The organism is Aeribacillus sp. FSL K6-2833 (genome assembly GCF_037965815.1).
Classification (GTDB): domain Bacteria; phylum Bacillota; class Bacilli; order Bacillales; family Aeribacillaceae; genus Aeribacillus; species Aeribacillus composti.
The window spans coordinates 2953770-2966502 of sequence record NZ_CP150189.1 but is presented as its reverse complement, the minus strand read 5'-3'; the positions used below and the strand labels follow the sequence as shown (position 1 = coordinate 2966502).

Sequence of the window (12733 nt, the reverse complement as noted above, 5' to 3'; positions counted from 1 at the left end):
TCTTTGAGTATACCTGAACACCCTATCAGCCTTATGTCAAGAGTTTATAGGGAAATTCTTCCGACCGTCCATTATTACTTAGATGGGTGGAAAAAAAAGGCTGAGGAAATACCGAATCCTGAATTGAGAAAGCAGGCGCTTGCAAGCATAAATACGAAGGCATTTCATTGCGAAGGAGGAAGCATTTTAGCGCTTTTGTCGAACTCTCATATAGAGGAATGCATAGAGTTTATCGTTGCTTATCAAACGATTAGCGATTACTTGGATAATTTATGCGACAGAAGCACTTCTTTTGATCCGGAAGATTTCCGCATGCTGCACCAATCAATGAAGGATGCGCTGTCGATTCATGCAGAATTAAAAAATTACTACCAATTTCGTGAGGACCAAGATGACGGCGGATATTTAAAAGAGCTTGTCATGACATGCCAAAGAATGCTGAGCCAATTGGAGAACTATCCGGTTATAGCTGGCTATTTGATGGAGCTTTGCGAATATTATTGTGAACTGCAAGTACATAAGCATGTAATAGAAGAGGAAAGAGTGCCAAGGCTAGTACAGTGGTTCGAACAATATAAATCTTCCCTCCCGGATATGCGGTGGTATGAATTTTCTGCCTGCGCTGGATCGACATTGGGCATTTTTTGTTTAGTCGCCTATGCATTTCAGCCCAGCTTTAACGAAGCGATTGCCAAAAAAATTAAAGATGGTTACTTTCCATATGTGCAAGGGCTTCATATTTTATTGGATTACTTTATTGATCAAGAGGAGGATCAATTGGAGGGCGATTTAAATTTTTGCAGTTTTTATGAAAGCACATCAGAAATGATGGAACGATTAGCTCATTTTGTACATGAAGCGGACAAAAATTTAAAAGGTATTCCGAACGAAAATTTTCATAAATTAATTAACCGCGGATTGCTCGGCATTTATTTATCTGATGACAAAGTATTAGTACATAAAGATTTAGGAAAGCTGGCTAAAAAATTAATAAAAAAAGGAGGAACAACCTCCGTTTTCTTTTATGTGAATGCTAGGGCATATCGAACGTTCCGAAAATGGAATTTGATTAAATCTTCTTGATGGATAAAGCTAGCCGGGATATTATTCCCGGCTATTTTGCTTTTTCGATTGCTACAATAAACGGAGGGGAATTTTTTTGGTTTAAAAAACGATATTCAAGTACATGAGCAGTATGTTGATCGATTTGTTCGGCAAATTTAAGAAGCTCATCTCTCTCACGTTTTCCTTCCGGATGGCCGTGATAAACGACCAGCACGATCATTCCACCGGGTCTTAATATGGATAAAAGCTGCTTTACTGCTTCAATAGTTGATTCTGGTTTTGTCACAATGTTTTTTTGGCCACCGGGCAAATAACCGAGATTAAACATCGCACCGGCGATATGATTGTGATGTTTTTTCGGAATCGTATTGAAAATGTCATCATGGCTGGAATGAAACAAAGTAACACGGTCGATTAAACCGGATTCCTTCAATCGTTTTTTTGTCTCTTCAAGCGCTTGTTTTTGAATATCATATCCAAACACATGACCTTGTTCGCCAACGAGTTGAGCTAAAAAGACGGTATCATGTCCGTTCCCGACTGTTGCATCAATAACGATATCGCCGTTTTGGACAGCGGAAGCCATCAATTTTTTTGCAAATGGAAGAATGCGAATGAGGTTCATTTTGACATCACTCGATCTTTTGTATAATACTTCCCTTGGTAGCTGTTTCGTTTTTCGAGTTCGGCATCAATGGCATTCAGCACTTCCCATTTGTTAACGCTCCACATCGGCCCTATCATTAAATCGATCGGACCGTCGCCTGTAATGCGATGAACGATCATTTCGGGAGGCAGTACCTCTAGCTGATCGCAAACTAATTGTACATATTCATCAAAGGATAAAAAGCGCACCATCCCTTTTTCATATTGCTTAACCATCGGTGTACCTTTTAACAAATGGAGCAGATGAATTTTAATTCCTTGAACATCCAGCTTAGCAACTTCTTTTGCAGTTTCCATCATCATATCGTACGTTTCAAGCGGAAGACCGTTTATGATGTGTGTGCAAACTCGGATTCCGTGCTTTCTGAGCTTGTTAACTCCTTCCACATAACATTCATAATCGTGCGCACGGTTAATTAAATCAGCGGTCCGCTGGTGAACGGTTTGCAATCCTAATTCAACCCAAAGATATGTCCTCTCATTTAATTCCGCCAAATAATCAACAACATCGTCAGGCAAACAGTCAGGCCTTGTAGCAATGGACAAACCGACAACTCCTTCGAGACCTAATACCGTTTCATATTTCTCACGAAGAACTTCCACGGGTGCATGAGTGTTTGTAAATGCCTGAAAGTAAGCAATATACTTTCCGTTTTTCCATTTCTCATGCATTTTGCTTTTAATGTCGTGAAATTGCGTAACAAGATCATCAGCTCTGTTTCCGGCAAAATCGCCCGACCCTGCGGCACTGCAAAACGTACACCCGCCATGTGCTACCGTACCGTCGCGGTTTGGACAGTCAAATCCTCCGTCTAAAGCAACTTTAAACACTTTATCTCCAAATGTATTTCGTAAATGGTAATTCCATGTATGATACCGTTTGTTGTCATTCGTATACGGAAATGGATTGTGGTTCGCCAATTCCTACTCCTCCTGTTTCGATATACTATCAAGACATTTTACCATGATTGCCAAACCAATCTCAAATAAGAATTTACCAGCTTTTTTCATGATGGAGCTTGCAGAAATAGCGAAAAATACAGTTGATGAAGAAAATTCTTCATCAAGGAGGGGATTTGTTTGGCTACTAGACAATCCGTGGAAGAGTGCATTCAACATTGCCAGCAAGCATTGGAATATGCAAATGAGCAATATATTGAAGGGCTGAAACAGGAGCATTACAATGATGAAGAATATACAAATGCACAGCAAAAGCTTCAAGATGCACTTGCAGAAGTGGAAAAACTCAGTTTAAGCGCAAATGACCAGCAGCGGGAGCAGCTTCACCGCATGCGCCTTCAACTGCAGCACCTTCAAAATGAGATGATTTTGCTCGATCATTAAAATTCCAGGGCAAAGCCTGATTGTAGGCTTGCCCTTTAATTGCAATTATGATTTTTCATTTATTCTTTAGCCGATTTGATCTTATATATAAATTTGCATAGGGAAAGAATGGTTTTTGGAATAAAAACGAAAATATAGAATAAAAATATCTTTCAACAGATTGCGCAATTACCGATATAAAAGCTCGGCTCAATGCGAATGAACGATTACATTTTCAAACAAAATCGGGATCAGTTTGTTGAACATCAGCCAAACTTCTAGCAAAAGCTGCTATACGACTATGTACATCATAATTTTTCCCTAAGATCAAGAGCCCCCGAACGAGTGAAATCATTCAGTGTTTTTTATATGCGGAATCAGAAAATGTTGATTGCATCTTTTCTGTATTATGTGTACTATATAATGTAGTACACATAATACAAAAAAGTCCTTTTTGTAAGAAAGAAGGGTATTTGATGTTTGAAATTGACCCGAGAAGTGCCACTCCGATATATGAGCAGATCATAAAAAAAATGAAAGAACTATGTATCAAAGGTGTGTTAAAGCCTGGCGATAAACTGCCCTCTGTAAGAGAGATGTCTTCCATGATTATCGCTAATCCTAACACGGTTTCAAAGGTTTATAAAGAGCTGGAAAGAGAAGGCTTGATTGAAACGATGAGAGGACGGGGGACATTTGTATCGAAAATGGTGCAGAAAAAGCTGGATGAAGAGAAAATTGAAATAATTAAAGAGGAGCTGCGGCAAATTATGATCGACGCATTTTATGCAGGAATCAGCTTTGAACAAATATACCAATGGATGAAAGACATGAAAAACGAATTTGCCAATGCTTTTCATAAATAAAGTTTAGCAAAGAAAAAGTATTTGAATCTCTGCAGCGTGAGTTTCAGCTTGTTTGGCTAAAACGGTTCAGAAAAGATAAAGGAAAAACTTTGTTCGGAGGGCATATCTTATTCTTCTCGGTGTTATTCATGCAGCTTTGGCTGCCCATTAGCTAGCTAAAAAATCCCCGGAAAAACGGCATAAATTCAATTAAACCAATGCGTATCGGTAAGATTCTTGTATGAACCATGCGAGTAAACGGGCAGAATTATTTTTTGTTGGACATTAAAAAATCCCAATCCATATATTTGTCATTTTAGCTATTGCAACCAACAAAAAAACGAAAATTTCCAGTGAAATGTAAATGTAATAAAATAATAAAGGATTCTTAATTTTTTTCTCCTAAAATTATAAAAGGAAATATACATTTAAAGTGAAACTATTTTGATTTTAGTTCGTTCTAATTGTTGAGCTGCTTTAAGTTGAGGTGAATAAAATGTTAAAAGACCCAAAGATATTAATATTAACGGCAAATTACGGAAACGGTCATATCCAAGTTGCTAAAACATTGGAGCAGTCTTTGCATAAGATGGGAATCAACAACGTAAAAGTTTCTGATTTAATTAGCGAGTCTCATCCAATTATGGCAGAAATTACAAGATATTTATATTTGAAAAGTTTTTCCATCGGTAAGCAATTTTATCGGTTATTTTATTATAGTGTGGACAAAATGTCTAACAAACGCATTATGAATTTGTATTTGAAGCTTGGACACCGCAAGTTGAATCAGCTAGTAAGGGAGATAAATCCTGACATCATCATTAATACATTTCCTATTTCCGTTGTGCCTGAATATCGCACGCGGACAGGCGTGTTCATCCCGACATTTAATGTGCTGACCGATTTTTGTCTTCACCGAGTATGGGTTCATAAAAACATTGATAAATATTATGTTTCGTGCGACGATGTGAAGGAAAAACTGACAATGCTCAACATCCATCCAGCGCTTGTCAAAGTAACCGGAATTCCTATTCGGCCGCAGTTTGAAGAAAAAATGGAAACGATCGATTTATATAAAAAATACAATTTGGATCCGAACAAGAAAACTTTGTTAATTGCTACAGGCGCTCATGGAGTTTTAAAAAATGTAAAAGATTTGTGTGAATCATTTTTTACACGAGATGACATGCAAATAGTCGTTGTATGCGGAAATAACCAATCGCTGAAAGATGAGCTTGAACCGCTTCAGTATATTCACCCGGATCGAATAAAAGTTTTTGGCTATGTCGAAAGAATCGATGAGCTCTTTCGCATTTGTTCCTGCATGATAACAAAGCCTGGAGGGATTACTCTCAGCGAGGCGGCCGCATTAAAAGTTCCGCTTATTCTCTATAAACCTGTTCCGGGGCAGGAAAGGGAGAATGCCGATTTGTTTGCAGCAAAAGGGGCGGCGGTTGTCATCAATAAGCTTGAAAAAGTTCAAGAGACGGTCAATGATTTATTTAACCACCCTGAAAAAATGGAAAAAATGAAAATGAGCATTGCTGAATTATATAGACCAAACGCTGCTGACACGATCTTGCAGGACATTTTAAATGAAGCAGAAATGCTGCTTGATTCAAGCTTGAAAGGGTCTGTCAATTATTAATTATTAGACTGAAATCCAAATTTTTCGACATTGACTTGCATGAACTCATAAAATTCATTAAAATAACAATATGATAAGTGGATGAAAAAGCAAGAACGGTGAAAAGGATCAGTAGTGGATAAAGGCGTCTAGAGAGTTGACGGAAGGTGAAAGTCAATCGTTGTTTATTCACGAACTCCCCTTTGAGTTGCGGGTGTGAAATGTATTCCGGTACAGACTAATGCCCGACGTGTTTCCACGTTACGGAACAGAGTGAGTGCATTTGCGCTAATTTGGGTGGTACCGCGGGAAATTGTCTCTCGTCCCTTCGTCGTGGGGATGGGAGTTTTTTTATTATTTGACGCTTATACATATATATAGCAAAGGAGGATTTTTACATGTCTTACAACCATCGTGAGATTGAGAAAAAATGGCAAGATTATTGGCTAAAAAACAAAACATTTAAAACAGAGGATGATTCCGATAAACCGAAGTTTTATGCATTGGATATGTTTCCGTATCCTTCGGGAGCTGGTCTTCATGTAGGCCATCCTGAAGGTTATACGGCAACCGACATTTTGGCGCGAATGAAACGGATGCAAGGTTACAATGTTCTCCATCCGATGGGATGGGATGCATTTGGACTTCCGGCTGAGCAATATGCTTTAGATACCGGCAACGATCCTGCGGAATTTACGAAAAAAAATATTGATAATTTTCGCAGACAAATTCAATCACTAGGATTTTCCTATGATTGGGATCGGGAAGTAAATACAACTGATCCGGAATATTACAAATGGACGCAATGGATCTTCTTAAAGCTTTATGAAAAAGGACTTGCTTACATTGATGAAGTGCCCGTCAACTGGTGCCCGGCACTCGGAACTGTTCTTGCAAATGAAGAGGTCATCGACGGAAAAAGCGAACGGGGAGGACATCCTGTTGAACGCCGTCCGATGAAACAATGGGTGTTAAAAATTACCGAATATGCTGACAGGCTGCTGGAAGATTTAGAAGAGCTTGATTGGCCGGAAAGCATAAAGGAAATGCAGCGAAATTGGATCGGCCGGTCGGAAGGTGCGGAAGTTCATTTTACAGTCGATGGAACTGATAAAACCTTTACTGTTTTTACTACTCGTCCAGATACGCTTTTCGGTGCTACGTATACAGTGCTTGCGCCTGAACATCCGCTTGTGAAAGAAATTACAACCGAGGAACAAAAAGAAGCGGTGGAAGCCTATTTAGATCAAATTAAAAGTAAAAGCGATCTCGAAAGAACGGACTTGGCGAAGGAAAAAACAGGCGTGTTTACCGGAGCCTATGCTGTAAATCCTGCCAATGGAGAAAGATTGCCGATTTGGATTGCCGATTATGTTTTAATGAGCTATGGTACAGGTGCGATCATGGCCGTGCCTGCCCACGATGAACGGGACTATGAATTTGCGAAAAAATTTGACCTGCCGATTAAAGAGGTTGTCGCTGGAGGAAACATCGAACAAGAAGCTTATACAGGAGACGGCGAGCATGTAAATTCCGACTTTTTGAACGGATTGAATAAAGAAGAAGCAATTGAAGCGATGATCAATTGGCTGGAGGAAAACAAAAAAGGACAAAGAAAAGTGACATACCGTCTCCGAGACTGGTTGTTCAGCCGTCAACGTTATTGGGGTGAACCGATTCCGATCATCCATTGGGAAGACGGCACGATCACAGCTGTTCCTGAAGAGGAGCTGCCGTTAGTGCTTCCGGAAACAGATGAAATTAGACCTTCGGGAACCGGTGAGTCACCTTTAGCGAATATTGAGGATTGGGTGAATGTCGTTGACCCGAAAACAGGCAAAAAAGGGCGGCGCGAAACAAACACAATGCCTCAATGGGCGGGAAGCTGCTGGTACTATTTGCGCTATATTGACCCGCACAATTCAGAACAATTAGCTGATCCTGAAAAATTGAAAAAATGGTTGCCTGTGGACATTTATATCGGCGGGGCTGAGCATGCTGTTTTACACTTGCTGTATGCCCGTTTCTGGCATAAATTTTTATACGATATCGGAGTAGTTCCGACGAAAGAACCGTTCCAAAAATTGTTTAACCAAGGAATGATCCTCGGCGAAAACAATGAAAAGATGAGCAAATCAAAAGGAAATGTCGTCAATCCTGATGAAATCGTTGAAAGCCACGGAGCGGATACTCTCCGTTTATATGAAATGTTCATGGGTCCGCTTGATGCATCCATTGCATGGTCAACAAAAGGACTCGACGGCGCAAGAAGGTTTTTAGATCGTGTATGGCGGCTGTTTGTAATGGAAAATGGCGAGTTGAATCCGAAAATCGTCGATGAACCGTCTCAAGAGCTTGAACGCATTTATCACCAAACAGTGAAAAAGGTAACGGAGGATTATGAAAATCTGCATTTTAACACAGCTATTTCGCAACTGATGGTATTTATTAATGAAGCTTATAAAGCGACAATTCTTCCGAAAGAATATATGGAAGGCTTTGTAAAGCTTTTATCGCCGGTTGCTCCGCATATTTGCGAAGAGCTTTGGGAAAAACTCGGCCATTCTGAAACGATTGCTTATGAATCGTGGCCGGCATGGGATGAATCAAAGCTTGTCGAAGATGAAGTGGAAATTGTCATTCAAATCAACGGAAAAGTGCGGGCAAAGCTGCTTGTACCAAACGATGCTTCTAAAGAGGAAATGGAAAAAATCGCGATGGATGATGAAAAAATAAAAGAACAGCTTGAAGGCAAAACCGTTCGTAAAGTGATTGCTGTTCCTGGCAAGCTTGTCAACATCGTAGCCAATTAAGCTTGAATATTAATGAAAGGATGGCCATTCATGGTAAAAGAAATCACACCAAATGATCTCAAAACGAAGCTTGAAAACGGCGAAAAATTAGACATTATTGATGTCCGCGAGGAAGAAGAAGTAGAAGAAGGCATGATTCCACAAGCAAAACATATTCCGATGGGAGAAATCCCGGACCGCATTGAAGAATTTGATAAAGAAAAGGAATATATTTTCGTCTGCCGCTCAGGAAGAAGAAGTGAAAATGTTTGTTTATATTTACAGGATCTTGGTTTTAATGTCATCAATATGGTTGGCGGAATGCTCGAATGGACAGGGGAAACCAAACCGAAGAGCGAGATAAAAAAATAAGTGGAAAAACCGCGCTTAAGTAGGCGCGGTTTTTTCCTTATAAAGGAAGATTAGCGTGGCAAAACAGTAAACCATACCGCATGTAGTACCCTCAAAATCCCCATAAAAACTGCCGACATCCCTTTATTAAAAGTGTCATATTTGTACAAGCATAAAAGTATATTGGAAGCAACGAGATAAATAAAGGGAGTGTGAAGAAATTGAGCTATAAAGTCGCCATTTTTGACGAAGAGCATGAAAAAGATTTAGAAGAGGAAGTGAACGCTTTTTTAACTGCGCTTCCAAGTCAAAAATATATCGACATAAAATATCATGTATCGGTAACATGCGATCAAAAAGGTGAACAAATTTACTGTTTTTCAGCGATGATTATTTACAAAGAATAAGAAGACTTTCACATTAATAATGAAAAGTCTATTATATTTAGTAAGAATGTAAACAGAATTAAACGTGAAGCGTTGGTTGATTGTAATTTTAGAGAATCTTCGTCAATGCATCAATGTTCGCATGCGCTCCAAGCAGTTGCTATGCCCAGTGGATCTTGAAAGCTTATAAGCACTGATCCAGATAGGAAACACTTTATAAATTGTACCTGATGTGAGAAAGTCGAATAAAACTGAAATGATCGCCATCGTTTTGCAGGATGGAAGACGGACTAACTCATGAAAAAGCTTTTTAAAGCAAGCTTTAGACCCGTTTGAAAATCCTTGTTTATGAGGAATCTAGGTCTTTTTTTATTGGAAAAAAGATTTCAATGCCGTTCCGAAGCGACCGCACGAAAAAAAGGATGACCAATTTTTTTAAGTTATCCTAGAACCTTTTGAAAGGAAAAAACGCTTCGCATCAACCAGAAATTGTAAGCGCTAAGACAAAAAAGGGTGATCATATGTACTACAGTGCGATGTTGAATATAAAAGGAAAAAAGACAGTCGTTGTCGGCGGAGGGAAGGTAGCGGAAAGAAAAATAAAAGCTTTGCTCGATGCATGTGCTGATATAACGGTTGTCAGTCCCGATCTATCAGATCATCTTCTTCGAATGCATCAAGAAAAAAAAATATCGTGGAAACAAAAAACGTTTGAAAAAGACGATGTAAACGGTGCGTTTCTAGTCATTGCGGCAACGAATGAAAGGGAAGTTAATGAGCAGGTCTACCAGTCATGTGAAGCACATCAGCTGATCAATGTGGTGGATGCACCTGAAAAAAGCAATATCATTATGCCGGCAACATTTAAAAGGGGCGATTTAATCATCAGTGTATCAACGAGCGGGAAAGTTCCGGGGCTCGCCAGAAAATTAAAAAATAATTTGGCAGAGCAGTTTGATGAACATTTTGCTGACTATGTTGAATTTTTAAAGGAAGGTCGAAAACGTGTCTTAGAAGAAATCAACGACCCAGAGCAAAAAAGGATGGTTTTACATCAATTATTAGACAAGAGCTTTTTAGAAGCTTCAAATGAAGAACGGCATAAGCAGCTGGAAATGCTTTTGAATGCGAACAGGTCTAGCGAATAGCTAAACCGGATCGCACATGGCCGTTCAACGGGATAGCGATTTGTGCAAAAAAAGAAGCGCCCCCAAAAGTCAGCTGCCCAGTTCATAAAAAACGTTCTTTCTGCAAAATTGGGCTTGTCACCTCACATTTTACTAGATAGGACGTTTTTTTGTGTGTCTTTTAAAAAAAAGAGTAAGTTATCCTGACTTTTTAGACAGACCCATCAATTTATGCGCTTTGAATGAAAAAGGTAAGGTTTAAAATGCAATTTGATACTATGCCATCCAAAACATTCCATTTAATACCATGACATTAAATGCGGATTAATTAGGTTCTTTAGTTATAACTGTTATTGTCACTAAAACTAAGATGGAAATTATAAATAAACCAATTGTAATAAAGGTATCTTTGAATAAAAAACTAGTGAATGCAGTCCATAATAATATTCCTATTGATAGAACTAACATTGGTTTAAAATTTTTAATCTTAACTAAATAATACAAAAGGAAAAATATCGGATATGTGTATCCAAGGAAAATTAGGGCATTTATTCTATCAGTCTGTATAGATAAATCAAAAGATGTGATTAACATAAAAATCGGAATACTAAACACTGCTAATAATACGGATTTGTTACAATTCATTAGAATTATCCTCATTTCATATTAAATTATACCATTATTATACTATTTTAATACAAAAAATGTTAAATATGTATTTTTTTGATATTATACTATTGTATTTAAAAATATAAGAGTAAGATGAAATGATGTCTTTAGCATTCTAATAATAATAAGCTAGTGTTTTACACGTTAGTCAAAGAAATTCCTTCTATTTGTGGTAAACATTATTTACTATATAGTGATCGAGGATTTCAATTTACTTCACATGGATTTAAAGGAAGGATTGATCAAGTAGGGTTAACACATAATATGTCTCGTGTTGGACGATGTATAGAATAATGGTCCAATGGCATCCTTTTGGGGAACAGTAAATGTGAAAAATATTATTTATATAAGTACGATACATTTGAAGAGCTAAAGAAGGCGATTGACGAATACATCCAATTTTACAATTACCATCTTTATCAAGAAAAATTAAACGGTCTCAGTCCTTTGGAATTTAGAGCCAAGACCGCTTAGATCAACTTTTATTATTTCCACTGACTACTTGACAGGAGGCAGTTCAACTTATCGGTTCGCCCTTTTCTACGTAACGGCTTGCGTACAAGCCTGCTAGCCGTCCTGTTACGAGCGCAGCCGTGATGTTGTAGCCGCCCGTGTAGCCGTGAATATCCAATATTTCGCCGCAAAAATAAAGCCCATTCATTAGTTTAGAGGCCATCGTCTTTGGATCGATTTCCTTTATAGAAACGCCTCCGCCGGTCACAAACGCTTTTTCGATTGGGAGCGTGCCGTTTGCTTCGAAGCGGAAATCTTTCACTAAGCGGACAAATTGGCGCAGCTTATCTTTTGAAAGCTGGGAATATGTCATCGAATGATCGATTTCGGATTCCTCCAGCAAAAATAGCAAATATCGTTCAGGCAAGAAACCTTTTAATACATTTTTAACAGCCTTTTTCGGTTCGCCTTTCAATTTAAGCAAAATATGCTGAAAAAGATTTTCTTCATTTTCAGTAGGAAAAGCGTCAATTGACAACGTCACCGTTTTTTCTTTTTTCAATTGTTTTACAACAAATTGGCTGCATCTTAGTGCAGCTGGACCTGATACGCCAAAATGGGTAAAAATAAAGTCCATTTTGTGCGTAATAATTGGTCTGTCCTTTTGATTCAACACACTTAAAGCCGCATCTCTTAACGACAGGCCTTGCAATTGTTTTGTTCGGATAAACGGTTCATTCGAAGTAATCGGAACTTCAGTTGGAAATAATTCCGTCACAGTATGACCGGCTTTTTTTGCCCACAAGTATCCGTCTCCAGTACTTCCGGTATGAGGGACAGATTTTCCTCCGACAGCAACGACAACAGCTTTGGCAGGAATAAAGGTTTTATTTTTTAACCAGATTCCTTTTACTCTGCTTTCACTATATTCGATGTTTTCAACCGGATGATTTGTTTTAATTGTAACGTTCAGCCTTTTCAGTTCGGAAAGTAGCGCATTGACTACGTCTTGAGCTCTGTTTGATACTGGAAACATCCGGCCATGGTCTTCCTCTTTTAAACGAACTCCAAGGTTTTCGAAAAAGCGTATAATGTCTTCATTATTAAATTGCGAAAAAGCGCCATACAAAAATCGTCCGTTGCCTGGAATATTTTTGATAATTTCTTCAATTGACCGGCGATTTGTTACATTGCACCGTCCGCCACCGGAGATCGCCAGCTTTCTTCCTAATTTTTCTCCTTTATCGACTAACAGCACGTTCGCTCCGTTTTCAGCGGCGGCGATGGCGGCCATCAATCCAGATGGTCCCCCTCCAATTACTGCTACATCATAATTCATATTCTCACAACCTTTAAGATGTTGATGTTGCTTGTCCAATTTATTCGTACTTTTACATTGATCCTAGTTTCGTCTACATCCTAGTCTTAT

General features: G+C 38.7%; 11 protein-coding genes and 1 other annotated feature. Of the genes, 8 read left to right on the top strand and 3 right to left on the bottom strand.

The features are described from left to right. The first annotated feature begins 3 nt into the window (after positions 1–3). On the top strand, positions 4–1083 hold the full coding sequence (locus NSQ94_RS14305) for a tetraprenyl-beta-curcumene synthase family protein (protein ID WP_063386578.1): 1080 nt from the start codon (positions 4–6) through the stop codon (positions 1081–1083). A 31-nt stretch (positions 1084–1114) separates the two neighbouring features. Here the strand turns inward: NSQ94_RS14305 and NSQ94_RS14300 are convergent, their stop codons facing one another. Beyond that, positions 1115–1690 carry a class I SAM-dependent methyltransferase gene (locus NSQ94_RS14300; RefSeq protein ID WP_066249456.1) on the bottom strand — a complete coding sequence of 192 codons (576 nt, stop codon included), beginning with the start codon at positions 1688–1690 and terminating at the stop codon, positions 1115–1117. Beyond that, on the bottom strand, positions 1687–2652 hold the full coding sequence (locus NSQ94_RS14295) for a TIGR01212 family radical SAM protein (protein ID WP_066249458.1): 966 nt from the start codon (positions 2650–2652) through the stop codon (positions 1687–1689). Before NSQ94_RS14295 ends, NSQ94_RS14300 begins: the two co-directional genes overlap by 4 nt. A 159-nt stretch (positions 2653–2811) precedes the next feature. Between NSQ94_RS14295 and NSQ94_RS14290 the strand changes: the two genes are divergently transcribed. The 7 genes from NSQ94_RS14290 to NSQ94_RS14260 all read left to right on the top strand — a co-directional run bounded on the left by NSQ94_RS14290 (position 2812) and on the right by NSQ94_RS14260 (position 10203). Then, a complete protein-coding gene (locus NSQ94_RS14290; RefSeq protein ID WP_063386581.1) occupies positions 2812–3075 on the top strand; it encodes a YtzC family protein in 264 nt (87 codons plus the stop codon). A 455-nt stretch (positions 3076–3530) separates the two neighbouring features. Then, positions 3531–3920 carry a GntR family transcriptional regulator gene (locus tag NSQ94_RS14285; RefSeq protein ID WP_339229491.1) on the top strand — a complete coding sequence of 130 codons (390 nt, stop codon included), beginning with the start codon at positions 3531–3533 and terminating at the stop codon, positions 3918–3920. Between the two features lie 475 nt (positions 3921–4395). Further along, positions 4396–5547, top strand: a complete 1152-nt coding sequence (locus NSQ94_RS14280) for a diglucosyl diacylglycerol synthase (protein ID WP_063386583.1) — start codon at positions 4396–4398, stop codon at positions 5545–5547. 89 nt (positions 5548–5636) lie between these two features. Continuing rightward, positions 5637–5857: a binding site (T-box leader), on the top strand. Between the two features lie 67 nt (positions 5858–5924). Then, the gene (gene leuS / locus NSQ94_RS14275; RefSeq protein WP_327855805.1) at positions 5925–8339 is read left to right on the top strand and encodes a leucine--tRNA ligase; all 2415 of its coding nucleotides are present in this window, start codon (positions 5925–5927) and stop codon (positions 8337–8339) included. Between the two features lie 30 nt (positions 8340–8369). Then, on the top strand, positions 8370–8690 hold the full coding sequence (locus NSQ94_RS14270; RefSeq protein ID WP_066249464.1) for a rhodanese-like domain-containing protein: 321 nt from the start codon (positions 8370–8372) through the stop codon (positions 8688–8690). Positions 8691–8890: 200 nt separating this feature from the next. After that, positions 8891–9076: a sporulation protein Cse60 gene (locus NSQ94_RS14265; RefSeq protein ID WP_339229488.1), complete on the top strand. Its 186-nt coding sequence runs from the start codon at positions 8891–8893 to the stop codon at positions 9074–9076. Between the two features lie 500 nt (positions 9077–9576). Further along, the gene (locus tag NSQ94_RS14260) at positions 9577–10203 is read left to right on the top strand and encodes an NAD(P)-binding protein (RefSeq protein ID WP_327855807.1); all 627 of its coding nucleotides are present in this window, start codon (positions 9577–9579) and stop codon (positions 10201–10203) included. A gap of 1165 nt (positions 10204–11368) precedes the next feature. Here the strand turns inward: NSQ94_RS14260 and NSQ94_RS14255 are convergent. After that, positions 11369–12643: an NAD(P)/FAD-dependent oxidoreductase gene (locus tag NSQ94_RS14255; RefSeq protein ID WP_339229487.1), complete on the bottom strand. Its 1275-nt coding sequence runs from the start codon at positions 12641–12643 to the stop codon at positions 11369–11371. Positions 12644–12733 lie beyond the last annotated feature (90 nt).

Bases quoted from the DNA above. Each gene is read 5' to 3' on its own strand.
- NSQ94_RS14300 (WP_066249456.1), bottom strand. From the start codon at position 1,690: ATGAACCTCATTCGCATTCTTCCATTTGCAAAAAAATTGATGGCTTCC.
- NSQ94_RS14285 (WP_339229491.1), top strand. From the start codon at position 3,531: ATGTTTGAAATTGACCCGAGAAGTGCCACTCCGATATATGAGCAGATC.
- NSQ94_RS14280 (WP_063386583.1), top strand. From the start codon at position 4,396: ATGTTAAAAGACCCAAAGATATTAATATTAACGGCAAATTACGGAAAC.
- leuS (WP_327855805.1), top strand. From the start codon at position 5,925: ATGTCTTACAACCATCGTGAGATTGAGAAAAAATGGCAAGATTATTGG.
- NSQ94_RS14270 (WP_066249464.1), top strand. From the start codon at position 8,370: ATGGTAAAAGAAATCACACCAAATGATCTCAAAACGAAGCTTGAAAAC.
- NSQ94_RS14260 (WP_327855807.1), top strand. From the start codon at position 9,577: ATGTACTACAGTGCGATGTTGAATATAAAAGGAAAAAAGACAGTCGTT.
- NSQ94_RS14255 (WP_339229487.1), bottom strand. From the start codon at position 12,643: ATGAATTATGATGTAGCAGTAATTGGAGGGGGACCATCTGGATTGATG.